28 protein-coding genes are annotated in these 25,385 nt (G+C 58.6%); 14 read left to right on the top strand and 14 right to left on the bottom strand.

The window, feature by feature from the left end; genetic code table 11:
* Positions 1–2,001 carry an arginine--tRNA ligase gene (locus ABSG47_RS00315; protein ID WP_424164862.1) on the bottom strand — a complete coding sequence of 667 codons (2,001 nt, stop codon included), beginning with the start codon at positions 1,999–2,001 and terminating at the stop codon, positions 1–3.
* 240 nt (positions 2,002–2,241) lie between these two features.
* On the opposite strand from ABSG47_RS00315, the gene ABSG47_RS00320 reads away from it, so the two are divergent.
* The 8 genes from ABSG47_RS00320 (at position 2,242) to ABSG47_RS00355 (ending at position 8,462) form a co-directional block, all read left to right on the top strand.
* Positions 2,242–2,739: a DinB family protein gene (locus ABSG47_RS00320; protein WP_481133016.1), complete on the top strand. Its 498-nt coding sequence runs from the start codon at positions 2,242–2,244 to the stop codon at positions 2,737–2,739.
* 79 nt (positions 2,740–2,818) lie between these two features.
* On the top strand, positions 2,819–5,050 hold the full coding sequence (gene metG, locus ABSG47_RS00325) for a methionine--tRNA ligase (RefSeq protein ID WP_424164865.1): 2,232 nt from the start codon (positions 2,819–2,821) through the stop codon (positions 5,048–5,050).
* Between the two features lie 46 nt (positions 5,051–5,096).
* Positions 5,097–5,399: a type II toxin-antitoxin system VapB family antitoxin gene (locus tag ABSG47_RS00330; RefSeq protein WP_424164867.1), complete on the top strand. Its 303-nt coding sequence runs from the start codon at positions 5,097–5,099 to the stop codon at positions 5,397–5,399.
* Positions 5,400–5,404: 5 nt separating this feature from the next.
* Positions 5,405–5,812: a type II toxin-antitoxin system VapC family toxin gene (gene vapC / locus ABSG47_RS00335; RefSeq protein ID WP_424164870.1), complete on the top strand. Its 408-nt coding sequence runs from the start codon at positions 5,405–5,407 to the stop codon at positions 5,810–5,812.
* A 31-nt stretch (positions 5,813–5,843) separates the two neighbouring features.
* The gene (locus ABSG47_RS00340) at positions 5,844–6,665 is read left to right on the top strand and encodes a TatD family hydrolase (protein WP_424164929.1); all 822 of its coding nucleotides are present in this window, start codon (positions 5,844–5,846) and stop codon (positions 6,663–6,665) included.
* A gap of 53 nt (positions 6,666–6,718) precedes the next feature.
* Positions 6,719–7,222 (top strand): YajQ family cyclic di-GMP-binding protein, encoded by a 504-nt coding sequence (locus tag ABSG47_RS00345; RefSeq protein WP_424164873.1) that lies wholly within the window; start codon positions 6,719–6,721, stop codon positions 7,220–7,222.
* 39 nt (positions 7,223–7,261) lie between these two features.
* Positions 7,262–8,251, top strand: coding sequence for a polyprenyl synthetase family protein (locus ABSG47_RS00350; protein ID WP_424164931.1), 990 nt, complete (start codon positions 7,262–7,264; stop codon positions 8,249–8,251).
* A 43-nt stretch (positions 8,252–8,294) separates the two neighbouring features.
* Complete coding sequence (locus ABSG47_RS00355) at positions 8,295–8,462, top strand: hypothetical protein (RefSeq protein ID WP_424164876.1); 168 nt, start codon at positions 8,295–8,297, stop codon at positions 8,460–8,462.
* A gap of 103 nt (positions 8,463–8,565) precedes the next feature.
* Here ABSG47_RS00355 and ABSG47_RS00360 read toward each other — a convergent pair whose 3' ends face one another.
* From ABSG47_RS00360 to ABSG47_RS00375, 4 genes are all read right to left on the bottom strand, one after another.
* On the bottom strand, positions 8,566–8,988 hold the full coding sequence (locus ABSG47_RS00360; RefSeq protein ID WP_424164878.1) for an acyl-CoA thioesterase: 423 nt from the start codon (positions 8,986–8,988) through the stop codon (positions 8,566–8,568).
* Positions 8,989–9,082: 94 nt separating this feature from the next.
* Entirely contained in the window at positions 9,083–10,489 is a 1,407-nt protein-coding gene (gene rseP / locus ABSG47_RS00365; RefSeq protein WP_424164880.1) for an RIP metalloprotease RseP, read from the bottom strand.
* 25 nt (positions 10,490–10,514) lie between these two features.
* Positions 10,515–11,669 carry a 1-deoxy-D-xylulose-5-phosphate reductoisomerase gene (locus ABSG47_RS00370; RefSeq protein WP_424164882.1) on the bottom strand — a complete coding sequence of 385 codons (1,155 nt, stop codon included), beginning with the start codon at positions 11,667–11,669 and terminating at the stop codon, positions 10,515–10,517.
* Between the two features lie 23 nt (positions 11,670–11,692).
* Positions 11,693–12,529, bottom strand: a complete 837-nt coding sequence (locus ABSG47_RS00375) for a phosphatidate cytidylyltransferase (protein ID WP_424164884.1) — start codon at positions 12,527–12,529, stop codon at positions 11,693–11,695.
* A gap of 184 nt (positions 12,530–12,713) precedes the next feature.
* Between ABSG47_RS00375 and ABSG47_RS00380 the strand changes: the two genes are divergently transcribed.
* Positions 12,714–13,124: a hypothetical protein gene (locus ABSG47_RS00380; protein WP_424164887.1), complete on the top strand. Its 411-nt coding sequence runs from the start codon at positions 12,714–12,716 to the stop codon at positions 13,122–13,124.
* Positions 13,121–13,546, top strand: coding sequence for a type II toxin-antitoxin system VapC family toxin (locus ABSG47_RS00385; protein ID WP_424164890.1), 426 nt, complete (start codon positions 13,121–13,123; stop codon positions 13,544–13,546). Before ABSG47_RS00380 ends, ABSG47_RS00385 begins: the two co-directional genes overlap by 4 nt.
* Before the next feature lie 26 nt (positions 13,547–13,572).
* Here the strand turns inward: ABSG47_RS00385 and ABSG47_RS00390 are convergent, their stop codons facing one another.
* The 3 genes from ABSG47_RS00390 to uppS form a co-directional block, all read right to left on the bottom strand.
* Positions 13,573–14,043 (bottom strand): RES family NAD+ phosphorylase, encoded by a 471-nt coding sequence (locus ABSG47_RS00390; protein ID WP_424164893.1) that lies wholly within the window; start codon positions 14,041–14,043, stop codon positions 13,573–13,575.
* Positions 14,027–14,446, bottom strand: coding sequence for an Xre family toxin-antitoxin system antitoxin (locus ABSG47_RS00395; RefSeq protein ID WP_424164896.1), 420 nt, complete (start codon positions 14,444–14,446; stop codon positions 14,027–14,029). Before ABSG47_RS00395 ends, ABSG47_RS00390 begins: the two co-directional genes overlap by 17 nt.
* Positions 14,447–14,510: 64 nt before the next feature.
* Positions 14,511–15,344, bottom strand: coding sequence for an undecaprenyl pyrophosphate synthase (uppS, locus tag ABSG47_RS00400; protein WP_424164899.1), 834 nt, complete (start codon positions 15,342–15,344; stop codon positions 14,511–14,513).
* Between the two features lie 246 nt (positions 15,345–15,590).
* Between uppS and ABSG47_RS00405 the strand changes: the two genes are divergently transcribed.
* The gene (locus tag ABSG47_RS00405; RefSeq protein WP_424164902.1) at positions 15,591–15,968 is read left to right on the top strand and encodes a VOC family protein; all 378 of its coding nucleotides are present in this window, start codon (positions 15,591–15,593) and stop codon (positions 15,966–15,968) included.
* Between the two features lie 8 nt (positions 15,969–15,976).
* Here ABSG47_RS00405 and ABSG47_RS00410 read toward each other — a convergent pair whose 3' ends face one another.
* A complete protein-coding gene (locus tag ABSG47_RS00410; protein ID WP_424164905.1) occupies positions 15,977–16,573 on the bottom strand; it encodes a helix-turn-helix domain-containing protein in 597 nt (198 codons plus the stop codon).
* Positions 16,574–16,776: 203 nt separating this feature from the next.
* On the opposite strand from ABSG47_RS00410, the gene ABSG47_RS00415 reads away from it, so the two are divergent.
* From ABSG47_RS00415 to ABSG47_RS00425, 3 genes are all read left to right on the top strand, one after another.
* Positions 16,777–17,403, top strand: coding sequence for an HAD family hydrolase (locus tag ABSG47_RS00415; protein ID WP_424164907.1), 627 nt, complete (start codon positions 16,777–16,779; stop codon positions 17,401–17,403).
* 162 nt (positions 17,404–17,565) lie between these two features.
* Positions 17,566–18,267: a lipid-binding SYLF domain-containing protein gene (locus ABSG47_RS00420; protein ID WP_424164909.1), complete on the top strand. Its 702-nt coding sequence runs from the start codon at positions 17,566–17,568 to the stop codon at positions 18,265–18,267.
* Positions 18,268–18,592: 325 nt separating this feature from the next.
* Positions 18,593–19,390, top strand: coding sequence for an enoyl-CoA hydratase/isomerase family protein (locus ABSG47_RS00425; RefSeq protein WP_424164911.1), 798 nt, complete (start codon positions 18,593–18,595; stop codon positions 19,388–19,390).
* A gap of 326 nt (positions 19,391–19,716) precedes the next feature.
* Here ABSG47_RS00425 and ABSG47_RS00430 read toward each other — a convergent pair whose 3' ends face one another.
* The 5 genes from ABSG47_RS00430 to ABSG47_RS00450 all read right to left on the bottom strand — a co-directional run.
* Complete coding sequence (locus ABSG47_RS00430; RefSeq protein ID WP_424164913.1) at positions 19,717–20,604, bottom strand: ArdC-like ssDNA-binding domain-containing protein; 888 nt, start codon at positions 20,602–20,604, stop codon at positions 19,717–19,719.
* 424 nt (positions 20,605–21,028) lie between these two features.
* Entirely contained in the window at positions 21,029–23,788 is a 2,760-nt protein-coding gene (gene mobF / locus ABSG47_RS00435) for a MobF family relaxase (RefSeq protein WP_424164916.1), read from the bottom strand.
* 24 nt (positions 23,789–23,812) lie between these two features.
* On the bottom strand, positions 23,813–24,604 hold the full coding sequence (locus tag ABSG47_RS00440; RefSeq protein WP_424164918.1) for a hypothetical protein: 792 nt from the start codon (positions 24,602–24,604) through the stop codon (positions 23,813–23,815).
* Complete coding sequence (locus tag ABSG47_RS00445; protein ID WP_424164921.1) at positions 24,601–25,026, bottom strand: plasmid mobilization protein; 426 nt, start codon at positions 25,024–25,026, stop codon at positions 24,601–24,603. The genes ABSG47_RS00440 and ABSG47_RS00445 overlap by 4 nt, the downstream gene beginning before the upstream one ends.
* Before the next feature lie 167 nt (positions 25,027–25,193).
* On the bottom strand, positions 25,194–25,385 hold a 192-nt coding region (locus ABSG47_RS00450; RefSeq protein ID WP_424164923.1), incomplete at its 5' end, for a hypothetical protein.

Here is a 25,385-nt window from a genome sequence, read left to right on the forward strand (position 1 = left end):
CTACATCGCCTCCGGCGTCTCAATCCCCAGCCACCCCAGCACAGTGACCAGCTCTCGAAACGCCACCGCCGCCGTAGCCAGCAGAAACGTCTTCTTCCCCGCATCCTCTTCGGTCAAAATGTGGTGCTTGTGATAGAAGTTGTTGAACTCCTGCGCCAGCTGAAACGCATGCTTGGCAAGATAAGCCGGCTCTGAAGCGCCAATCGCCTGGTCCAGCACCAGCGACCGCCGTCCCGCACGCAGCCAAAGCGCCCAAATATCCTCGTTCTCCTCGCCAGAGAGATAGCTTCCCAACTCATCTATCTCCGCCAAGCGCGCCAGCTCCGCTTCGGGAGTAGTCCCACCCTTCCGGAAGATATTCCGGATACGCACCGCGGCATACTGCGCATAAGGCCCAGTCTCGCCCTCAAAACTCAGCGCATCCTTAAAGTCAAAAGCAATCACCGAGTTCCGCGTAAACTTCAGCATGAAGTACCGCAGCGCTCCAATCGCAACCTGCTCGGCAATCCTCTGCCGCTCAGCCTCATCGCGGCTCGTCTGACGCTTCTCCACTTCCTCGCGCGTCGCCGCAATCAGCTTGTCGATCAGATCGTCAGCCTTCACGCCAAAGCCCTTGCGCCCGCTCACCTCGATATACGGCCGGCTCAAATCCTCATCCGAAACCGTGTATCCCAAATCAACCGCGCAGCGCGGCGTCAGCGCCACCATCTCGTAGCTGAAGTGCGTATAGTGATCCGCCTGCGCCGTGTGCCCCATCCCGCGCAGCGCCTGAATCACGTTAGCCTGCGGATCAGACTGCCGCGAATCAATCACGTTGTAAATCGCCGTCGCCCCGCCAAAGTGCGGATGCTCCGCCTCACCATGCTCCGTAGAAATCCAGCACTCATGATCCGGATATTTGAAAAACTTCTTGTACCCAAAATCGCGCCCCAGCAACCCGAACTTCCAAAGATGGTAAGCAATATCCTTGCCCACATAAGTAACCGTGCCATTCGACCGCACAATCACCTTCGCATCTTCGTCGAGCTCGCCTTCAGCAATCTCCGCCCCAGGCCGCTGCATCACCCAGCAGCCCTTGTTCTTGCCCTCAGTCTCGAAGTACAGCACACCCGTCTGCTTCAACTGCTCAAACGCCACATCCCAGAACTTCAGGTGCAGAATCTCGCTCTCGCGCGGCAAAAAATCATACTCAATATCCAGCCGCAGCATTGTCTCCAGATGCCGCCGCAGCACAGCCGTAGAAATCAGCTCCGCCACTTCCGCAGTTTCATTGCCGCCCTCTTCAATCGCGTGCAGCGTAGCATACCGAAACTTCTTGCGCTCAGCATTCTCTTCCGCGCTCCCCTGCTCATACCACTGCGAAGTCCGCGCATACAAATCCCAGCAGTAATAATCCACGCGCTCGCCGTGCGCCTTCAGCTCATCCAGAAGTGCGCGAACCTCTGCCAGCGACTTGCCTTCAAGATGCTGAAAGCCCACCACCACATCCGCCACCTGCACCCCGGTGTTGTCGATGTAGTTCTGCACATCCACTTGGTTCCCAGCAGCCCTCAGCAGCCGCACAAACGTATCGCCAAGAATCGCATTCCGCAGATGCCCAATATGCGCAGCCTTATTCGGATTGATACTCGTATGCTCCACCAGCACGTGTTCCGGGTGCCCCATCCTCGCGACGCCTTTGTCCTTGTCGCTAGGGCGGGAATCCGCAATCGAGCGAACACCCGCAGCCCGGTCCAGCCGCGCATTGATATATCCCGCACCAGCCACTTCAAAGCCAGCAAATCCCGGCAACGTGCCGATAGCCTCAACAATCTCCAGCGCAATCACCTTCGGCGCCTTGCGCAGCGTCCGCGCCAGTTGCAGCGCAATCGGCGTCGCCAGCTCGCCGAACCTCAGATCCGGCGGAATCTCAACCGGAACGTTCTCAATCTCAATCGAGTATTTGGCCTGGAGAACCGAGCGCAAATGCCCGGCAAGCTGCCTTTGAAGTTCAAGATACACGCGCTAAAACCTCGGAAATCCTTGATTTACAAGGGCAATTCTAGCATTCTGATGCAGATGTTTTGTAACAGGGCCAGACTTCAGTCGGGCCGAAAATGCCTGAATCGAAGTCTCGGGCTTTAGCCCCTGCCAGCCTCGCATCTGCAAAACATCTCGCCGTCTGACCTTCTTCCGCAACCTGTTTCGCCCGCATTCAAACTGACCCACTCCCTATACCATCTGCTCAAGGAGACAGCAAAAATGGTCGCCCTCACCGGAGAAGAACTACTCGCGTATGTCGAATACACCACCGACAAATTCAAGAAGCTGCTAACAGCGCATCCGGAAATCCTGACCCTCCCTTGCGGCATCCGCGAAACTCAATCCGTAGCCCAGCTTCTCCAGCACATCGTCGCCGTCGAACTCCGCTACCCCGAGCGCCTCCTCGAACTCCCGCAAACCGACTACTCAGCAATCCCCTATGACTCAGTCGACGCTATCTACGCCACTCACAACCGCGCCATGGACCTCATCAAACCACTGTTCGAAAAAGACGACGACTGGTGGGAAGAAGTGCTCGAATTCAAAACCCGCAGCATCGGCACTCTGCGCATGTCCCGCCGCACAGCGTTAGTACAATCCCTCACACACTCCATCCGCCACTACGCGCAGCTAGCCACACTCGTACGCCAGCACGGCATAACCGCTGACCTGCCACTGGACTATTTCTTCATGGGCCTGCTGCCATCAGTCACATAAGTTGCCAATAAACCCAATGCCTTAAAATGAAGTGTCGGGGCTTTCCGCGCAGCATGGCCGTCTGCCCTGCACCTCATCAATGACAAAGCCCGACTCCAGCCCCGATTCGAGAACAGCCCCCTTCTACCTCACCACGCCCATTTACTACGTAAACGCGCGGCCACACTTGGGCACTGCCTACTCAACAATCGTCTGCGACGCCATCGCCCGCCACAAGCGCGCCCTCGGCATTGAAACATGGTTCCTCACCGGAACCGACGAGCACGGCCAGAAGATTGAGCGCTCCGCCAGACTCGCGGGCAAAACCCCGCAGGAGTTCGCCGACAAAATCTCCAGCGAGTTCCGCGCACTCTGGGATCGCCTCGGCCTCAGCTACGACGACTTCATCCGCACCACAGAACCCCGCCACATCCGCGGCGCGCAGCATCTCTTCGCCACACTGCGCGACAAGGGCTACATCTACAAAAGCACCTACACCGGCCAGTACTGCGTCAGCGACGAAGCCTGGGTCGACGTGCCACCCGGCGCTCCCTGCCCCGATTGCGGCCGCATCACAGAAACCGTCAGCGAAGAAAACTACTTCTTCAAGCTCTCCGCCTTTGAGCGCAAGCTGCTTGAGTTCTACGAGGCCAACCCCGGCTTCATGCAGCCGGAAAGCACCCGCAAAGAAGTCCTCTCCTTCGTTCGCGGCGGCCTCAAGGATCTTTCCGTAAGCCGCACCAGCTTCACCTGGGGCATTCCCGTCCCCGGCGATGAAAAGCACGTCATCTACGTCTGGCTCGACGCCCTCGCCAACTACATTACCGCCCTCGGCTACGGCTCCGACGATCCCGCAGACAAGGCAAAATTCGCAAAATTCTGGCCCGCGGACATTCATCTCATCGGCAAAGAAATCAGCCGCTTCCACTGCGTCTACTGGCCCGCATTCCTCATGGCCGCGGGCATCGCAACACCTAAATCCGTCCACGCCAACGGCTGGCTGCTCTTTGACGACACCAAAATGTCGAAGTCGCTCGGCAACATCGTCCGCGCCGAAACAATCGACGAAGTCCTCGGCGCAGATGCTCTGCGCTACTTCCTCCTGCGCGAAATTCCCTTCGGCCAGGACGGCAGCTTCACCTTTGACGCCCTCGTCCGCCGCTACAACGGCGATCTCGCCAACGGCTACGGCAACCTTGTCAGCCGCGTCGTCAACATGATGCACAAGTTCTTCGGCGGAACCGTACCGGATTCAGGCGCGCCAACAGAGGCAGAAACAGCCCTGCGCGCAGCCGCCGAGCGCACCATCAACGAATTCCCCATCGCCTTCGACGAATTCAACTTCTCTGAAGCATTGAAAATCCTCTGGGCGCTGGTAGCCGAGACCGACGGCTATCTTACCGCCAACGCCCCCTGGAAGAAACCCGCCGACCGCAGCGACACCGACCACTTAGCGCTGCAAGCGCGCGTGTTAGCCAACGCCGCGGAGGCCATCCGCATCATCACAGCATTGGTGTACCCCATTCTGCCGGCTTCCGCCGCAAAGGTCTGGCAGCAGCTTGGGCTCGGCGAAATTCAAAATGCGGCAAAGCAAGCATTTTTGACGGATATCAAATGGGGCGGCCTCAAGCCCGGCACAAAATTCGGCGAGCCGGCGCCGCTCTTCCCCCGTGCAGAAAAGGACGCGATAGAACGTATGGAAAACCTAGAGAAGCAGAACAACGCAAGCGCGGTAGACGCAGCAGCAGGCAAGCAGGCCGAGCCCATCCACGCTCCCGCAGCCACATCCGTCGATCCCACATCCGCGCCGGATGCCACACAAGTACACGCGACAACACCAACCACCGTAGCACCGCATCACACAGATATGCCCGTTGAAACCGCCAGGGTTCATTCCGTTCCTGCAGAAATCGCCAGCGCGCGTCTCAGCAGCACGCCAGCCGACGCACCCACTGGCACCCCGCTTACACCAGGGGTGGCAACAGCAGAAGAAAAGCAATTCATAACCATCGATGACTTCACCAAAGTAGATCTGCGCGTTGCCCAGATCCTCGTCGCCGAGCGCATCCCCAAAGCCGACAAGCTCCTCCGCCTCGAAGTCGACCTCGGCTACGAAAAGCGCCAGATCCTCGCCGGCATCGCGCAATACTACGAGCCCGAAAAGCTCATCGGCCGCAAGATCGTCATCATCGCCAACCTCGCCCCACGCAAGATGCGCGGCCTCGAATCGAACGGCATGCTTTTAGCCGCTTCATTGCCCGACAATCCGGAAAGCACTCCCGTCCTCGCAGGCTTCCTGGAAGACGTCCCGCTCGGCGCACGGTTGAAGTAAGGCATACACATAAATCGTGCTATCCTTACACATCGAGAGGCGCGCCATGCGAACCAACATCGAGATCGACGACAAGCTCATGCGCCAGGCGATGAAAGCTACCGGCGCCACGACCAAAAAGGCCGCGGTTGAAGCTGCGTTGCGCCAGATGGTTCAGATCAAGAACCAGGGCGAGATTCGCAAGCTTTTTGGCAAAGTCGTCTGGCGCGGCCACGACGATGATTGGTTTGCCACGGATGGGGAGATTCTCGAGAAACGCCGGAAGGAAACCGCCGCATCCGATTCCGGCGAGGCGTTATCAGATTCGCTAACCCGCCGGCGCAGGCACACCGGCACACAAAGCCGCTGACCGCGATGGTAATCGTTGATTCTTCTGTTCTGATCGATTACCTGGCGGGCCGTTTGACGCCGCAAACGGAATGGCTGCTTCGATCTCCTGATTCCAGTCGTATCGGAATCACCAGCTTGATTCTCAGCGAGGTTCTGCAGGGAGTTCGCAGCGATGACGCATTCCCTGAGACTCTTCGCATCCTGCAACAATTCGCCGTATTTGAAACCGGCGGCCGGGAATTGGCCATCGCCTCTGCGCGCAACTACAGGGAACTCCGCAAACTGGGTTTTACAATTCGCAGCACCATCGACTGCATCACGGCAACCTTCTGCATTGAAGAAGGCCATACGCTCCTTCACAACGATCGCGATTTCACCGCCTTTGAAAACCATCTTCATCTTGAGACCGTCCGTCCAGTCACATTGAACTGATTTTCACTCCATACGAGGTCTTGCCCTGCTCATCGACTCTCACGCCCATCTCGACAACCCGCGCTACGCCGAAGACCGCGCAGAAATGCTCCGCCGCGCCGCCGCCGCCGGCGTGAGCGCAGTGCTGTCTATCGGCATTGGCGAAAACCCACTGGAGATGCATCAGGCCCTCGACATCTGCCGCGAGTACAACGGCCAACTCGGCATGCCGCAGCTCTACGCAAGCGCAGGAATCTATCCGCACTCCACCGTTGACGCTGACAACTCAGCACTCGCCAAACTCGACAGCCTGCTCGCCGAGCCTGAAGTCATCGCCTGCGGCGAAATCGGCCTCGACTATTACCACGAAGGCGCACCCCATGATCTCCAGCGCAAAATGCTCATCGCGCAGCTTGAAATCGCCGCCGCGCGCAAGCGCCCCATCCTCATCCACTGCCGCCCCAAAGACGGCACCACCGCCGCCTGGGACGACCTCTTCGCTGTCCTTGACGAACATTGGCAGCACACCGGTCTCGGCGGCATCATGCACTGCTTCTCCGGAAACTACGATCAGGCGCGGCGCTCGCTCGATATGGGCTTCCTCTGTTCTTTTGCTGGCCAGATCACCTACCCCAAAGCCCAGGATCTGCGCGATGTAGCTGCAAAGCTCCCGCTCGACAGCGTATTAGTCGAAACCGACGCCCCCTGGCTCGCACCCGCGCCTCTACGTGGCCAGCGAAATGAGCCCGCACACGTGGTCCACACCGCGGAAACTTTGGCCGTTTTGCAGGGCGTGCTAGCTGACGAACTAGGCGAGGCAACAACGAAAAACTTCCAAAGATTGTTCCGATTAGCCCCCTTCATGGGAAACTGATAATTACAGCTCCGCCGGGCGCCCCGCGCGCCCAGGCCGCTCCGAGGGCAAATATGGCGCAGGACAATTCATTCGATATTGTGAGCAAGGTCGACATTCAGGAAGTCCGCAACGCAATCGACCAGGCGCTCAAGGAAGTCAAGCAGCGCTTTGACCTCAAGGACTCCAAGTCCGAGATCGAGCTGCTGCAGGGCGACAAGGAAATTCAACTCGCCTCAGCCGCCGAGTACAAACTTGAAGCGGTCAAGGAAATCCTCGGCCAGAAGCTCGTCAAACGCGGCGTCTCGCTCAAAAACCTTGAGTACGGCAAGCTTGAGCAGGCCGCCGGCCAGAGCGTGCGCCAGAAGATCACCCTTCAGCAAGGCATCCCCGGCGAAAAAGCTAAGGAGATTGTCCGCCTTATCAAGGATTCAAAAAAGAAGGTACAGGCCAGCATTCAAGGCGATACCGTCAGAATCAGCGGCAAAGACCGCGACGATCTGCAAGGCGTCATCGCCCTGCTGCGCGGTAAAGACCTCGGCGTCGATCTGCAGTTCACCAACTACCGGACCAACTAGGTTCCAGCACAAAACAAGTCCAAAACCAGGAAGAGAATGATAAGCACACTGGCCATAGCCACGGCACGAGAGGTCTTTGAGCTGCTGCGGGACGATCTCGTAGCCATTGAGCAGGAGCTGGGCCGCGACGCCGCCTCCAGTGTCAGCACCATCACGGAGATCGCCGAGTACCTTCGCGAGGGCGGCGGCAAACGCATCCGCCCCTCTGTTCTTCTACTCTCCGCGCACATGATGGGCTTCTTCGGCCAGAGCGCCATCCGCCTCGGCACCGTCGTTGAAATGGTGCACACTGCCACGCTCGTGCATGACGACATCATCGACGGCGCAAGCACCCGCCGCGGCCGCCCCAGCACCAACACCACCTGGGGCAATGAAAAATGCGTTCTCGCCGGCGACTGGCTTTACATGCAGGCCTTCCGGGTCGCTCTCGAAGAAAAAAATCTCCGCGTCCTCGACCTGCTCATCGCCCTCACCCAGCAGATGGTCGAAGGCGAGCTGCTGCAAATTCAGAAGCTCGGCAAAGCCGTCTCTGAAGCCGAGTATTACGACCTCATCTTCCGCAAGACCGCCTGCCTCTTTTCAACCTCCATGCGACTCGGCGCGGTCCTAGCCGGCGCATCCGAAGCCGAAGAAAATAACGTAGCGGCTTATGGCCGCACCGTAGGCCTCGCCTTCCAGATCGTGGACGATGTTCTCGACCTGACCGCAACCGAAGAAGTTCTCGGTAAGCCCGTCGCAAGCGACCTGCGCGAGGGCAAAACGACGCTGTCCATCATTCACGCATGGGATCACGGAACCGCCGCCGAGCGCCAGCTCATTCAGCGCGTGCTCGACGATCGCAGCTTTGAGCACGTCTCCCGGCAGGAGATTCAGGAGATCCTCAAGCGCCACGGCTCTGTGGCGTATGCCATGGAAGTAGCCGAGCGCTACGCTGAGCAGGCGCGCCAGGCCCTCGCCGGATTCGCGGAGTCGGACTTCAAACGCGCGCTCCTCTGGGTGCCGGATTTTGTTGTAGCGCGAGAGAAATAGCCGCTCCATTCAGCGCTCAAATTGCTCGCCGAAAGCAGGCCCTATGCCAAGCCGCCCGATGCGGAATCTATGGAATCGCGTGGACCAGCGGCTTGAGCAGTTGCTGATCCGTCCGGAAGAGAATCTCTCAGCAGCGCTTGAATCCAATCGCGCCGACGGACTGCCGTCCATCGATGTCTCTCCGCTCTTCGGAAATTCCTCGGCATGTTGATCACGATCTCCAGCGCGCACGCCGTATATCCGCCCTCTTCCGCCTCACGCACCTCAAAGATCAGTTCCATGCACTCTAGCCTGTCGTGAATTCGTGCTCAGTTCTACTCCATCAAATTCCGCAACGCAGCCGCGTAGCTGTCCGGCAGCGGCTGCCGCTCAAACTTCTCATCGCACACCACATGCACCGTTTCGCCTTCCGCCAGAAGCTTTCGCTCTTCCCCGTCCCGGCCTGCATCGCGATAAATGCGATAAGCAAACTTGATCACAGACCCGCGCAGCATCGCAGGCCGCGTCTCAATCAGAATCTCATCGTCATACTTCGCAGGCGCTTTATAACGGCATGACGCATCCACAACCGGCAGGATCAGCTTGTGATCCTTCTCCATCTGGTCGTATGAAAGCCCCACAGAGCGCAGCACCTCCACGCGCCCAATCTCAAACCAGACAAAATAATTGGCATAGTAAACCACGCCCATCTGGTCGGTCTCGGCATACCGCACGCGGATTTTAGAGGTAACTGGCATAGGAACAGAGATCAGGGGTCAGAGATCAGAGATCAGATTGCGGCATGGTCAGCGGAAAAGCTGACCCCTGACCCCTGATCCCTGACCCCTGTTTTTACGGCTTCAAGTGAGTAAAGATCGGCAGCTTGGTCACATCATTAAAAATGATGAACGCAAAGAAGACCACCAGCACCACAAACGCCGCCTGGTAGATGCGCTCCTTCACCACAAGCGAGATGTCGTGCTGCATAGCGCCTTCGATTAGCAACAGCAGAATCATGCCGCCATCCAGAATCGGGAACGGCATCAGATTGAGTATGCCGAGATTGAGGCTGATCGCAGCCGCCAGCCCGAACTTTGGCAGGTAGCCTTCCATCTCCGCAGCCTGCCCAGCCAGGCGCGCAATGCCTACAGGGCCGGAAAGCTGTGAAACCCCAACCTTGTGTGTGAAGAGCCGCTTCAGCATGTCCAGAATCAGCGTGGAGTTATCCTTCCAGAAGGTCGCGGACTTCACCATAGCCTCGCCAAACGGCAGAGGCTTCATCTGCATTGAAGGTCTGGCCCACTCAAATCCGAGCGTCCAGTTCGTATCTCCCGGCTGCACCGAGGGCTGCGCCGTCAGCGTCAGCGGAGAACCGCCGCGAAGCACGGAAAGCGTAATCTGCTTGCCGGGATAAGCCTGCATGTAGGCAAGCAGCGTGCTCACCGTATGAAATTGCTGCCCATCCACTGATTGAATCTGATCGCCATTCTGTAATCCCGCGCGTTCTGCCGGCCTGTCGGGTTGCACCTTAAACACGCCAATCGGCCCGCGATAGCTCTCCGCCAGCATTCCGGCAAACGTAGTCTCCGTCTCCTGAGTCTTCGCATTTTCCGCCGGCACATGCAGTGAAACCGGCATGCTCTGCCCGTTGCGCTCAATCGTACCGCTCACGGTCTGGTTGGGATTGACGGCCATGCGCGCGCCAACCATGCCCCAGTCCGGATTGTCGTAGGAATCGAAACGGCGGATGATATCGCCGGCATGAATGCCGGCCTGAGCCGCGGGCGAACCTGGAACCACCCACTCCACGACCGTCTGTTTGATCGCGTCCTTCGGCTCTTCATTGAAGAACCAGTAATAAACGCCCATCAGCACAAACGCGAGGATGAAGTTGGACACCGGCCCCGCCAGCCCGATCAGTATTCGCTGCCAGCGCGGGTGCGAGGTAAGCGCGCCGGGGTCCCGCTGGTACGCCTCAATCTCTTCCTTGCTGTCGGCTTCGAGCTTCATGTTCTCGCCCGGCATCGCCTCGCCGGTCATCGCCACATAGCCGCCCAGCGGCAGCAGGCAGACCTTGTAATCCGTGTCGCCGTACTTCACGCCAAACAGGCGTGGGCCAAAGCCAATCGAAAACGATTCAACGCGGACGCGAAAGAGCTTCGCCACAATAAAGTGGCCAAACTCATGCACCACCACCATCACGCCAATCAGCACCACAAAGGCGATGACGGCAACGACAAAACCATGAAGATTTTCCAAGAACAAGCGTGTATTCCTCTAGCCTTCAGCCAACCATAGCAGCCGCCAAAGCGCGCGCTTCGCCGTCTGCCGCAAGCACCTCGGCAATCGTGTCCGGATGCGACTCCGGCGTGGCTGCGAGCACTTTTTCTATTGTATCCGCGATCCCGATAAATGGGATGCGGCGGTCCAGAAACGCCTCCACTGCAATCTCGTCCGCGGCATTCAGCGCAATGCAATGCGCGCCGCCCTTTTCCGCGGCCTCAAAGGCCAGCCGCAAACACGGAAAGCGCGCAAAATCCGGCTGCTCAAAATCCAGGTGCTTCAGCGCGGCCAGATCAAAAGTCAGCGACGAAGCAGGCCGCTCCGGATACGCCAACGCATACAAAATTGGCAGCCGCATATCGGTCACAGAAATCTGCGCCAGAATCGACCCATCCACATACTCCACCAGCGAATGCACCGTTGACTGCGGATGAATCGTCACCCGCACCTGCCCCGGCGCCACATCGAACAACCGGCAGGCCTCAATCACTTCCAACCCTTTGTTCAGCATCGTCGCTGAATCAATCGTGATCCGCCGCCCCATCACCCACGTCGGATGCTTCAGCGCCTGCTCCGGTGCAATGCTCGCAAACTGCTCCAGCGGCGTCGTCCGGAACGGCCCGCCTGAAGCCGTCAGCCAGATGGTCTTGATCTCGTCGTGCGTACCCACCCGCATGCACTGGTGTACGGCGTTGTGCTCGCTGTCAATCGGCAGAATCGGCACATTCCGCTCACGCGCCGCGGCAGTAAGAATCTCGCCCGCAGCCACCATGCACTCCTTGTTCGCCAGCCCCACAGGCTTGCCCGCCAGAATCGCAGCATAAGTCGCCTCAAGCCCTGAAACCCCCACAATCGCCGAGACCACAAAATCCGCATCAGTCAGCGTCGAGCAGGCAACGGTGCCTTCCGTTCCGTAAACCACCTCAACGCCAGTTACGCCCGCCTGCTTCAGCCGTGCGGCAAGCTGCCCAGCCAGTTCCTCCGTCGCCAGTGAAACCACCCTGGGCCGCCAGCGGAGAGCCTGCGCAAAGGCTTCCTCCACATTGCGCCCGGCGGCCAGCGAGGCCACGGAATAGCGCTCTGGAAACTGCTCGACGATAGAAAGGGTGCTCTGGCCGATGGAGCCGGTAGAACCGAGAATCGCAAGTCTTTTCAATGCTTTAATTCAGCCTTAAAACCTTAGAAATGCTGATGAATAATCTGAGCGTACCACAGCATCGGAGCCGCCAATAGCAGCGCGTCAATCCGGTCCAGGACGCCTCCATGCCCCGGCAGCAAGGTACCCGAGTCCTTCACACCAGCCGACCGCTTCAGTGCAGACTCCGCTAGGTCGCCCACTTGCGCCGCCACATTCACAATCGCCGCCAGAATCAACCAGTACCACCAGATCTCATCCTGGTAGGAAAGCACCACCGAATTCCAGTTCGTCAGCAAATGCCGGGAAAGAGCCACCAGCGCCCCGGCAACCGCCAGGCTACCCATGACCGAAGCAATGGAGCCCTCCCACGTCTTACCGGGGCTGATTGAAGGCGCAAGCTTGTGCCGCCCCAAGAGCCTGCCCGCATAGAGAGCGGCAATATCGCCCGCCCACACCACGCAGAGCAGAAAAACCACTAGCGAAGGCCCGTTTGCCTGTTCATGCAGAGCAGGCAGCGCCACAAGCGTAAATCCCGTGTAGACAAGCGCAAAGATCGAGCTCGTAGCATCCGGCAGCACACGCGCAACTGGACTCGTAAAGGTGCAGTAGACCAGCAGAAGCAGGCACAGACTGCCGCCAATCGCGGCAAGCTGATCGGGCCATTGGTAATTCGCGGCAAACAATGCCACGATCGCCGCCAGCACGACAACCCGCGGAGGTTTGGCCGCCGTCTGCCGCGCCAGCGTCAAAAACTCCCACGCCGCAAGGCACGCCACCAGCGCCGTAACCAGCGTAAAGACCCATTGCCATCGGGGCCCCAGAAACACCAGAAACAGAACTACAGGAATCAGTACGAGTGCAGTCAGAACTCTTTTCATTGCGTTCAGGTTGAGAATACACTGGCGCGTTCAGATAACAATTTGGATATAACTTCTCTCAGACATGTATTTATGTTAGACAATTTGTCTTTTATTTATAGATTGTCTATACTGTCTTTGTGGAGGTGGGGCTATGCAAAGCGGGTCGAGTGATTTGGTACGCTCCGTAGCTTTTGAGAAGTTCATGAAGCCTAAATTGATCGCCGGAGCAACCAAGTTTTCTGTTGCAGTCAGGGATGTCATGAACGATCTTGTCTCCGTCGGTTTTCCACCGGCCAATATCCCGCAGGTTTGCAGCGCACTTCGCAAGAGACAATTCTTGCGGGAGCATCATCTTGAAATTGAAAGCATTGATGGTCCGCCCCAGAAAATGAGTCCGACCGTTGTATACCACTACCGCGTGATCAATCCCGAAGGAGCGCAGCCTCCGTTGCCTACACAGGCTGTGAACGTCGTAGAGCAGGAGGATTCGGAATCCTGGGCACTCCGGGTAACGGAAAAGATACGCGGTCTGCTCAAGGATGAAATTGCCGCGTTTGGAGGCACGGAGGGATTCATACGATGGGTGAGATCGGAAGATGAGGATGCGCAATGAGCAATATCTTCTGGGATACGATGCTGTTCGCATATCTTTTGGAGGGCCATCCCGACCATGCTGTGCGCGTGCGTGGGCTCCTTTCTCGTGCGCACCGAAGAGGAGATCGGCTTTATACCAGTTATCTCGCTTTAGGAGAGGTAATGGCTGGAGCCGGCAAATCACCGAAACCCAACGCGCCGGAATCCGTGCGCGAAGCTCTGATCCAGATGGGCTTTTCTTTCTTGCCGTTCGATGCTGGAGCAGTCGTTCCATTCAGCAAACTTCGTTCAAAAGAACGCATCAAAGCCCCCGACGCCATCCATCTCGCCTGCGCTGCCTCCGCCGGAATCGATCTCTTCCTCACCGGCGACAAGCAGTTGGTAAAACTCGACGTGCCAGGCATTCAGTTCATCGTGGATTTCAACGCGCCAATCCTCTGAAACAGCTATTGAACCGGCAATCCGCCTCAGCCCTTCAATCGCGAGTCAAACGCAAACCTCTCAGCAGCCGAAATACGAATCCTCCCAAACTCCGCATGGCGCGGATTCAGCAGATAGTTATGCTCTTGCGGAATCGGCACGCTCGGCACACGCAGAACCGCGGATGCGCCGCTCCGAATCCACGCATCGCCAATCGCTTGCGTACTCGCCGGAGCAGGATCGTCCCTCCAGTCCTGCGGCAAATCGCCCACAGGCAACTCCGTCACCAGCGACTCCGGAAATTCCGCCTCAAATAGCAGATAAGAACTCAGCAGTTGCGGTCCGTCGAGATGTACCAGCATCTCCAGCACAGCCAAAGCGCGCGACCCCGCAGCATAAACGGCCGCATGGCCCGCACTATTCCACCGCCCACCGTAAAGCCTGGCGCCTTCGCCTGAAAAAGCCTCTTTGGAATAGCGCTCCTGCACAATACGCCGGCAGCTAAGCAAAGACCCCATGCTCCAGCCTGCCTATCAGGTTCTCCACCTCACGCGCGCCCAGTTCGGTCGCCGCATAATCCAGTGGACTGTCCCCGCCCAAAGCTTTCTTCGGCTGGCTCATCCATTGGCGGGCATTCGCAACGTCACCGTTAAACAGCTCAGCAGCCTTTTCATACAGGCCAGCCAGCCGAACCACGCGCTCGGACTCTTCCATGCTGAGTTTTCCCGCAGATTTGCGGCGTGCCAGCGTGCGCGGAGGAATCCCAACCCGTGAGGCCAACTCAGCCAACGGCTGCCCGGTAGCGGAAGAAAGCGATTCCAGCACGCCAAACTTGAGCCCATTCTTGATGCGCTCAATCAGCTCGCGCTGCGGCGCGCCGCTTGTCTTAAGTTGAAAAGCCAATGCTCCGGATCGCGCCATGCAGCCATCGTACCACCGATTTCGCCAAATGGCACATCATTTCATGCCAACTGGCACAACCAGCTCAGCTCACAGCAATCTTCACCCGCTCGGCTTCCTCATCCGTCACGCCTACATTTTCACTCAGGCCGCCAAACCGCCGCTCCCGCCGCTGAAAATTCGCGATAGCCTCCAGCAGATTCACTCCGCGAAAGTCCGGCCACAGCCGATCCGTGACGTAAATCTCCGTATAAGCAATCTGCCACAGCAGGTAGTTGGAAATCCGCATCTCGCCTGAAGTCCGAATCAGCAGATCCGGGTCCGGAATGTGCGCCGTATAGAGATGCCGGTGAATGTCCTCTTCCGTAATGCGGTCGGGAGAAATGTGCTTCAGCCGCAGCTCCGCCGAAAGCGCGCGGAAAGCATCCACAAGCTCAGAGCGGCTGCCATAGTTCAACGCCAGCGTCAGCGTCGTACCCGTATTGCAGTTCGTAGTCTCACTCGCCCACTGCATCGTGTCCTGTACTTCGCGGGGCAGCTCATGCGTGCGGCCAATGTAGCGTATGCGCACGTTGTTATCCATCATGCGCTGCACATTGCCTTCCAGGTAGCTCTTCAGCAGCCGCATCAGGAAGTTGACCTCAACCTTGGGCCGGCGCAGATTATTTTCCAGCGAAAAAGCATACAGCGTGAGCCACGGCAGTCCAATGCGCGAAGCCGTCTCCGTCACAAGCTGCACGCTCTTGGCCCCCTGCTGATGGCCCAGAAAGCGCTTCAGCGAGCGCGAACCGGCCCAGCGCCCATTGCCATCCATAATGATGGCCACGTGCTCCGGCAGACATTCCAGCTTCAGCGTGCCGTAAATCGCGCGCTCTTCCGGCGTCAGCTCATGAATACGCAACGTGCCTGCGGGTCGCAATCGAAATGCCTCATTCCGGGAGGCCGGACACGGCCAGAGTGGCGATACGCGCTATTCGCCTGATTTAGTCTAATCCGCTCCCTCCGCGCATGGAGCGAAATCCCATCCAGAAACGCCACACACTTTGCAGCAGAAAGTGGGACTCTTTGACGCTAGCACAACCGCGCCGCACCTGCAATTCCCCTGCATGTTAAAGAAATTGAGATTTTTCACAACAGCTTGCACGCGCAGGCATACAATCCCGCCATGTTTCTCGGAACGCATCTACTGCTGTACAGCCGCAACCCGGAAGCCGACCGCGCCTTCTTCCGCGACGTGCTGGAGCTGCCGGCAATCGACGCCGGGCACAACTGGCTCATCTTCGCCCTGCCGCCTGCGGAGATGGCCGTGCACCCAGCGCCAAACCCGGAAGACACACCAACGGACACTTCCTCATCGGGCGACATCTACCTGATATGCCGCAATCTGGATCGAACCATCGCAGCTCTCGCCGCCAAAGGCGTAACCTGCGGAGAGATCCACCAGGCCCGATGGGGCGAAGTCACCACCATCCCGCTGCCCGGCGGGGGCAAGCTCGGACTGTATGAGCCGCGCCACCCGCTCGCAATCGCCGTCGAGTCCTAGTTTTCTCCTTAAGCCGTACGCCGCTGGCCCGTCGCCTTGTCTCGAACCGCGCCCAGAAAAAGCGTACGCTGCAGCGAGTCCAGTCGAGGCAACAGTTGCGCTACCTCCGCAAGGAACGGATCGGCAAAGATTCCCGCCACTTCTTCCTCGCGCCGGCTGCGGGTGTCGCGCACAAGCTGGCAAACATCCACTTCCAGCGCATTCGCAATCCGCGCCAGCGAGCCCAGCGTCGGAATCGCCTTCCCATTCTCAATCTTCGAGATATAAGTGCGCGGAACCTGCATCCGGCCGGCAAGCTGCCGCTGGCTCAGGTGGCGCGCCCGGCGAATCTCCTTCACCTGCGCCGCAACCTGCAGGCCGGCTTCTTCCTCCGGCGCTACAGGCCTCACTCCCGCAACAGGCACAGGACCTGGCGCCGGAGCGGGCTCAGGCATATCAAGGGATTTGTGGCAGCGTCTGCAAAGCGAATTCTGGGTGCGGTACTGAACCAGAAGACAATGCTCGCAGCGAATGACCTCGCGGGTTGGCATCTGCATCACGGGAACCGGGCCCATTGGCACCGGCACGGGTCCTGCGACAGGCATACTCACAACGACTGTTGCCATAGGTTGTGTGCGGAGGTCCAGAGCGTGATCTCCGCGGTGCATCTCTGCACCACGATTGCTGCTAGATTGGGGGAAATGAACCATAATTGTCAATTACTCACTCAGGGTCTCCCCTAAGTTGCTACTATAATACTCGGAAAAAACCGAAAAAACACGAACCATACCGATCAATAACGAACCAAGTTAGTTAATAAGGGGAACAGATGTCCGAAACCTCCAAGAATGGAAATACATACGGCCGCAGCCAGGCCCTGAGCCTGCTTCACGAGTGGACCCAAAGCGAATCTCTGCGCAAACACGCCCTCGCCGTAGAGACATGCGTCGCCGCCTACGGCGAATCCGAAGCCGATCGCCTCGGCCTCACCGGTCCAGAACATGAGAGTGCCCGCGAGCGTCTGATAACGCTCTACTCCACCACCGCCCTGCTCCACGACTTCGATTACGAAAAGCACCCCACCCCCGCGGAACACCCCTTCGTCGGCGTCCGCGAGCTCGAGCGCCTCGGCTGGCCCGCCGAAACCCGCACCGCCATCCTCGGCCACGCGCAGTACTCCGGCGTCCCCCGCGTCACCCATCTTGATAAAGTTCTCTTCGCCTGCGACGAGCTCTCCGGCTTCCTCACCGCCTGCGCGCTCGTCAAGCCCACCAAAGCCATCGCCGACGTGGAACCCTCCAGCGTAAAGAAAAAGCTCAAAGACAAGGCCTTCGCCCGCGGAGTCAGCCGCGACGACGTCTACCAGGGCGCCGCCGGGCTAGGCGTCGAACTCGACGCCCACATAGCCTTCTGCCTCGATGCCATGAAGAAACGCGCAACGGAGCTGGGCCTGTAATCAATCGCAAGCCTGGTAATCCCTCCCCTAACTCGCTGACAACACACGTGCAAGCACTTTTGTTGGAGCACTTAGCCAACCTTAAAAGCAAAATGAGTCTCAAAACGACCGTAGGGTTTAAATAAAGCTATCCAGATGCTGCACAATCGCAAGGAGCGACACATGAAAGTTTTTCTTACCGCCACATTGATAGCGGCCAGCCTGAGCCCAATGGCTGTCGCACAGGATGCGAAAATTGACGCCCGCATTGACGCCGCACACGCCGTTCTACATGAGCTGATGAACACTCCTGACAGAGGAGTGCCGCTCGATGTCGCATCCAAAGCCACATGCGTTCTCGTCGTACCCTCTTTCAAGAAGGCCGCATTTGTTTTTGGCGCCGAATATGGACAAGGCGTGGTAACCTGCCGGACTCGGAGCGGTCGATGGAGCGCTCCCGCGTTCGTTCAACTTGAGGGAGCGAGCTTCGGATTTCAAGTTGGCGGACAATCCACGGATCTGGTTTTGATTGGCATGAATCATCATGCGGTGGATGATCTCCTGAAAGATAAGGTGAAACTTGGCGCGGATGCATCCGTGGCCGCCGGCCCGGTAGGCCGCAATGCTCAAGCCTCAACAACCGAATTGGCAAATGCCGAATTCCTTACCTATTCACGCAGCAAGGGCCTCTTTGCAGGCATCGACCTCAACGGAGATGTGGTTCACCAGAATTCCTCGGATACAGAAAAGGTCTACGGCCATAACGTTCCATACGCCAGAATCCTTGGCGGCGGCGTGCCAACTCCTCCGTCAGCGGCCCACTTTGTTGCCACTGTGAACGAGATGTTCGTGCGCGGTGTCGCCCGCCAGGACGCGGGAAAATAAAACTTCCAACGTCTTGACAACCTAAGCACGGAAGAAAAGATGGGCATGCTTCTGTTAAGGAAGCATGCCCATTCAGTTTAGGTGCGTAACTTCGTAAGAAATACTCCAGACAGCTTACTCTCAACTACCTGCCGGCTCATCCTCGCAGCCGTTCCCCTGTCTCAATCGGCATGGCAGTTTCAATCCGCCACAACCGCGCAAAATGCGCGTACAATTTCGCTGCGTATCGATTCGCGTCGGACACGTGACAAAAGTCATTTCCCAGCGCGCCCAATTTGCGTTATGCTCTGCTTCTCCTTAAGAAAGAAGAGTAACGGAGATCATCATGCCCAGCTTTCATCATCTGCTCATTCATAACGCCAACGAAATTCGCACCATCACCATGAACCGGCCGGAAAAGCGCAACGCGCTCTGTCCGCTGCTCATGCAGGAGATCACCCAGGCGCTCGATGAAGCCGAGGACTCCGACTGCCGCGTCGTCATCCTCACCGGCGCTGGCCCCGCCTTCTGCGCCGGCCTCGACATGGAGCACCTCTCCACGCTCCATGCCACCACAGAGGAAGAAGACCGCCGCGACTCCGAAAACATGGCCAACGTCCTGCGCACGCTCTACGAATTCTCCAAGCCCGTCATCGCCGCCGTCAACGGCCCGGCCATCGCGGGCGGCATGGGCCTCGCCATGCTCGCCGACTTCACCCTCGCCGTCCCTGAAGCCAAATTCGGCTTCACTGAAGTCAAGCTCGGCTACGTGCCCGCCATCGTCGCCTCCTTCCTCCTTCGCCAGGTCGGAGAAAAGGTCACCCGTGAGCTGCTCATATCCGGCAGGCTCATCCGAACGCAGGAAGCGTATCACCTCGGCGTAGTCACACAGATCGTCAACGCTGAAGAACTCATGCAGACCGCGTATGCATGCGCTCAGGGCCTTCTGCAGAACAGCCCGCAGGCCATGCGGGAGGTCAAGCGCCTTCTCGCCATGCACTCCAAGCGCAGGCTCGACGAGGAGATCGAAGACGCCATCGAGGTCAACGCGCACCAGCACTCCGCAGAAGACTTCCGTGAAGGCGTACAGGCATTTCTGAAGCACCGCAAACCCGAATGGCCCAGCCTGCATACCAGGGTTTAGCCCATCCGGCCTTGCTCGCTCTCGCTGGGGTGGAACAGCACTCCCACCCCTCAGCCACAACCCCGTGTCATCCTGAGCGGGTGAGAATGATTCTAGAAATTATTGATTCTGATTGAGCTAAATGCCACGAATTTGGCTGTGTAGGAACTGTGCAGAGCGAATGTGCAGAATCCGGTTTGAATGACAGCTTTCTCCTTGCGGAAGAGGGCCGGGAGAAACCCGCAGGGTGTCTCCCGCGCCGCTGAAAATGGCAGACGGGAGCCTACGCATCCCGTCTGTCGGTTTCTCGTGTGTCGTCCGATTGTTACATGGTGACGGCGTGATTTTCATGCCGCAACTGCCTCCAGTTCCTCGCTGGTTACGCCCTCGGCGATGGGCGGCTCCAATGCGGCAAGGATGACGCTGGCGGTCTGCTGGATGACTTCCAGTGATTCGGCCAACAGTGAGGCGTTGCCCTTATAAAGCTGGATGTACGACGCGCTGGCTTCTTCGTTGACCAACCCAACGGCTTTGCCGACAACAAACGCTACCGCCTCGGCTTCTGTCTCGCGCGCGGTCTTCGTGGTGGCCGTGCGGCGTTCGCTGCGGTGCAGGAGTTCGTGAGCCGTTTCATGGACAAGCGTGGCGAAGGTTTCTGCCTTCGACTGTCCGGGCAGGATGGCGATGCGTCCGCCGTAGCTCATGCCAAGCGCGGGTGCGATCTTCTCGCTGTAGACAAGCTGAATGCCTTTGCTGTTGAGGAATTCTGCCAATCGTTCGATGTTCTCGCCGGGGTCGCCGGTGACCTCGTTTAGCGCAGGCAGTTCTACACCATCGGTTTGCGAAATATCAAAGACGTAGGCGTTACGGAAGCCGAGCAATACTCGCTCGTTCTGTTTGGTAATGTCCTTGTTGGCTTCCGCGTCTTTCTTGCGACGAACCCCAACGACGGGTGCGAGAATGCGGATGCCCTTCTGTCCGGCCTTAACGCTACGGCCAAGATTCTTCCACGTCCAGAACCCCGCTACTCTTTTTGCCGAGGGCATTTGTCGCGCGATCTCCAGCACGTTTCCGAAGCTGTACTGGTGAAAGCGGCTCATGGCCGTGAGGTAGTTGGTGAGAGCTTCCGAATGTCCGGCCTCCAGTTGCTCAATCAGCAGCTTGATATTGGTGGCAACCAATTCCTGCTTGGTATGGGGCTTCTTGCTGTCGATGGTGGTAATGGTGGTGTTCATGGTGTTTGCTCCTTGGTTTTGGCTTTTGCACCTCCGCGTTGAAACGCGGCATGTACATGCCGAACGCCACCTGGCGAAGGCGGGGGTAGCAAACGGAAAGGTCTTCGAGCGGAGCTTTTTGGGGGGACTGCGCGTAGCGTGGGGGAGCCAAAACCCGAAGGGCGAATGGCCTTGCAGAGCGCGGGGGGCAGCGCCCACTAGGGAGCCTTGGTTTCCTTATCGAGTGCGCGTCCGCGCACAGTATTTATAGGAAGGGCGTTGCGGGAGGGAGACTCCCGCAGAGGTGGCAGCGAAGAACGCGAACGCGGTCGCAGCGCGGAGGACACCTCCTCCGCAGACCCCAGAAAGTTGTTTGTGTGGCTTCGCGTAAGTGCTTCGATCAAACTGGCGAATCGGTGCTGCCCTCAGGATGGGCAGGCAGTCTTTACATCCCGAGTCCAAACTCGATGCTATGTTCGTGCCTCGGCGCAATCTCGGGCTGCGGCGGCGTGATGGATTTCTCCAGCTTTATCGCTGGCATGTGGGCGCTCTCATGGGACACATCATGCCCTAACGCCTCCGGTAACTTTGTGCGGTCGTTGGTGTATACCTGTGCGTCTTCCGCGCCGCGCGAGACGGCTACGTATGCCATGCGGCTGTTGAGCAGGTCTTTTGCGGCCAATTCCGTATCGACATGAATCAAGACACGCTCGGCGGTTTGCCCCTGGCTGGAATGGCTCGTCACCGCATAACCGTGATCGAGATGCGGATGCTCGCGCGCGTCGAGCTGCACGTCGCGGCCTCCGTCCATCTTCAAGCGCATCTGCCCATCATGCCCGATAGCTTCGACCGTCCCTAATTCGCGGTTGGCAATCTTCAAGTTATTCGCTGGCGCGGTGAACTGGATGCGATCACCCACAGCGAAGCTGCGCGGTTCTTCTCGATACACAGAGACGCCCTGCTGCCGTCGAGGATCATAGGTTAGCTCTGAGCCATCGGCCCGCACCACCGTCAATAGGTTTTTCTCCGCATCCACGCTCTTGACCCGCGCGTACTCGCCGCGTTCCATGCCCGTCTCTTTCGACGCACGCGCGTAGCGCACGACGTCGTTGAACTCGTACCGCGCAGCCCATGTCCGCTCCGGCCCGGTGAGGTCCTGGCGCGGCACAAGTGTTTGAATGCGATGTTCGTCTTTACTGACAGAGCCGCGCTCCTGCATCTCTACATGGATACGTTCATTGATCTCCATACGGGAACGGTTGTCGGGCGAGACGACGAGCGTACCCTCCGGCGACTTCGCATACTCCTTCGCAATCGCGGCGATACGTTCTTCGCGTCCTGCGATCTCATGAACGCGGCCCTGCCGCTCTAAACGCTGCACGGCCTCGCGCACCTCGCCACGCGCAAGTTGCTCGACCACCTGTTTCAACTCCGGATCTTTCTGGCGCACGATCTCTTCGAGTTTGACTGTTTTCATGCCCGCATCCTGGAGCTGCGCGAAGGGACGCCCGGCCTCTACCGCCTCATGCTGCCGCCGATCACCTACCAGCAACACGCGATCATTCGGATGCAGACGATTCACAAACTCGTGCATCTGCTTGGTGGAGGCAAGCGAAGATTCGTCGAGCACATACAATCGTCGATCACCCGTGTCCGGCTGCTGTCCGCGTGCAAGATGCTTTTGCAGCGTGGATGTTTCCATACCGGCATCGGCCAGCTTTTGCGCCGCGCGGGACGTAGGGGCAAAGCCTTCCACTTTGTACCCTTCGGCTTCCGCGCCTTCACGGATGACGGCCAGTGTCGTGGTCTTACCTGCCCCGGCGACGCCGTCCAATCCCACCATCTTTTCGCGGGAAAGAAATATCTCATCGATGACATGTCGCTGCGAGGCATTCAGCTCCGGGTGCCGGTTCTCCGTCACAACCCGAATACGCGAATCCACAAGCATCGGATCATTCACTCCACGCTGATTGCCTTCCTGCATCCGTGCGACGATCTCGCGTTCCATGCGAAGCATGGCAGCGGTGGTGTACTGCTCTCCCGCTCCGGCATGATCGACGGTGCGGAACTCGCCTCGCGCGGCCCGCTGCTCAAACTCCTGTCGGATGTGGGCATACGTTGTCTCACCCATCCCTCGACTGAGCGCCGCTTCCAGAAGCTCGCGCCGGTCCAGCACGGCGGAACGCTCGAAGAGATGGTCACGGGCATAGGTCACGGCCTGCTTCGCGATTCGATCGGGTTCGTAGACGTGGCGCTGTTCATGCGCCCGCGCCTCGGCCACAACTTTGTCGGCCTGATGTCCATACTGCGCTGCCAGCTCGCGGTGCCGCTCCAACACCTCTCCCGGCGAGAGCAGTTCCTTGCTATCCCGCGTTCGGTGAGCGGCAACCTGCGCGGCTCCCGCTCCGTCGAGTCCCATCTCGCGCAAATGATCTTTGATCTGCTCCCGGCGCGGGCTGCTGGCCTCCAAATACTCTTTCGTATAGCCTTTGATCTCCGGCTGCCCATGCTTGCCCCGCTCCAGTTCGTAGCCCAACCCCTGCAACCGCATCGCCAGCTCGGAACGGTACACGCTGGTGGCATAGCGTTGCGAAGCGAACAGCTCCTGCGGTTGCAAGGCGCGGGTTTGTCCGTTGTCGCGCTCGGTGACGTTGAAGATCACAGCATGGGTATGGAGTTGCGGCGCGGCGTAGCCATCTACTGGACGCGCCGTGTCATGCTCGAAAGTCGCCGCAACGAATTTGCCTGTCGTCTCCGGCACATGGACGTTGCCAATCCGCGCCTGGGTGTACCGCTCCAGTTCGGCCAAAGCGACACACACGCTTTCCCGATGCGCCTCTCTCACGCGCTCATCACCGCCTACAAGTGCGGTGAGAGAAACTGACTTCGGCGCAGAGAACGTAGCATCCCAACCGGCGCGATGCTCCACGCTCGTCACTTCCTTGCCGAACTTGCCTTCATAGGTTTTGGAAACCTGATGGCGAACGAGCTGCGCTTCCGTGTGCGGATGCTGGCCTTCGGTCAGCCTCGCAAAGTGCTCATTGCCAACCGCACCTTCCAAGCCCCACTGCTCGGCCAGCTTGCCTTGCCACTCGCTGTGTCCCTGCTGGTCGCGGCTCCAATAGTTCTGCCGCTCCGAAGCAAACTCCCGCTCATGGTACGTCCGCACCTGGCTTGCCGAGAGCGGTCTGGAGATGGTCAGCATCTGTGCTCTGCTCCTGTCTTTGCCTCACTCAATCCCTTTGGATTCGTCCCACACAAACCCGTTGTTCTTCGCAGCGGGTGTTTGAGGAGGCGGCAGTGCGGTCTGTGTGGCTGCTGACGTGGCCTGCTGCGTCGTTGCCGGTTTGGCTAAGGGACGAACCTCAATCAACGGCTTCGCGGCAGAGGCTCGCAGTACCCGTTGCCTCTGTAGACTCTTCCTGAAGTCAGCGCCCGAGCTGAGCACTTTCTGCCCCAGCTCCCGCCATAGCGGAACCGGCTTTCCCCACAGATACCGCTCCCGGCGAGCGCTCCGCCACGACAGGATCAGCGACCAGAGAAGCAGTGCAGCGACGAGCAGCAAAGCTGGCTGTACAAAGTAGTGCCACACAGGCTCTCCATAGAAAAATTCCTCCCGAAGCAGTGCCACCAGCTTCGCTGAATTCACCTCCGTCGGCAACCCTCGTTCGATGCCTGTCCAGCCGTCCATCTCCGCCTTCCGGTTCATCCAGAAGGGCAGGATGTCCCCTTTCCAGAGCAGCTCCCGAGCCGGAATCGGAAGCAGGTCGGCTTCGGTAGCAAGTGCATATTGCAGGATCGGTTTGTTCCTCTTCGATCCGGCTTCGGGTTTGAACTTCCATACCCATTGAATCTCGCTCGTTGCTGCCGGGTCTTTCTCATGCCAGGAACTGGCCAGATATGCGCCGACGTAGTACCGCTGGAGCGGCGTCAGGGTATAGAGCAGTGGACGCAGAAACACCCCAAAGCCAGCGCCCAGCAGGAACACTCCGGCCACGAAGACAAAGAGAAGTTTCTTCATCGCTCACCACCTCCCGGTCCGTCCTGAGACAGAAACTCTTCGAGCAGCTTGCGGGCGTCCGCCAGCTTCCGCGCATTCGCCTGGTCACGGATTTTGACCACGGAATCGGGCAGCAGATGCTTGCCTTCCGCGTTCGCCTGGGCTGTCGCGTGGAAGAGATTCAAGAGCATGTAGCGCAGTGCTGAGACCTCGGCCAGCACCAATTCGGTAGGGTCTGCTGGACGCTCCCGTGCGGCTTTCAGGGCCAGCTCGCGCAGCCATTCCGCCAAGGTCTTCCCCGCACCTTCGGCGGCGGTTTCTACCTCGGCCAGCTCTTCCGGCGTGACCCTGGTTGCAATGGTTTTGGCACGGAGAACCGGACGCGCTTCGCCACTCGGCGAGGCTGGAGACTGCAACGAAGCCGGGATGCGGGGAGTGCCCATAGGAGAACCCGCTCAAAAATAGCTTGCACCCTGCGATTTTGGCCGTCAAGCGCCGGATGCGGCAAGCCATTCTCTATCAGTGAGTTTACACAGCGCGCCCTCTCTGGCACATTCTGGTTTACGCGCGTAAACGCATCAAAACTGTTCTCGATTGGAAGGCCGTCAAGTTACTGATTTCCTGAGCGTTGACACCCGTAAACGCGGGCATAAGTTACGTTTACCAGCAGCATCCCGTTTGGGGGTGACGTGTCGTAGCGCCAACCCGATGCGCAAGCATCGTGCTCTTCAAACGCAGTAGCAACCAGACTGGAGGACATGATGTAGACCGCATCAAGCCGGCATGATGTAGCGGATGAAAG

Source organism: Occallatibacter sp. (assembly GCF_049510455.1).
Taxonomy (GTDB): Bacteria; Acidobacteriota; Terriglobia; order Terriglobales; family Acidobacteriaceae; genus Telmatobacter.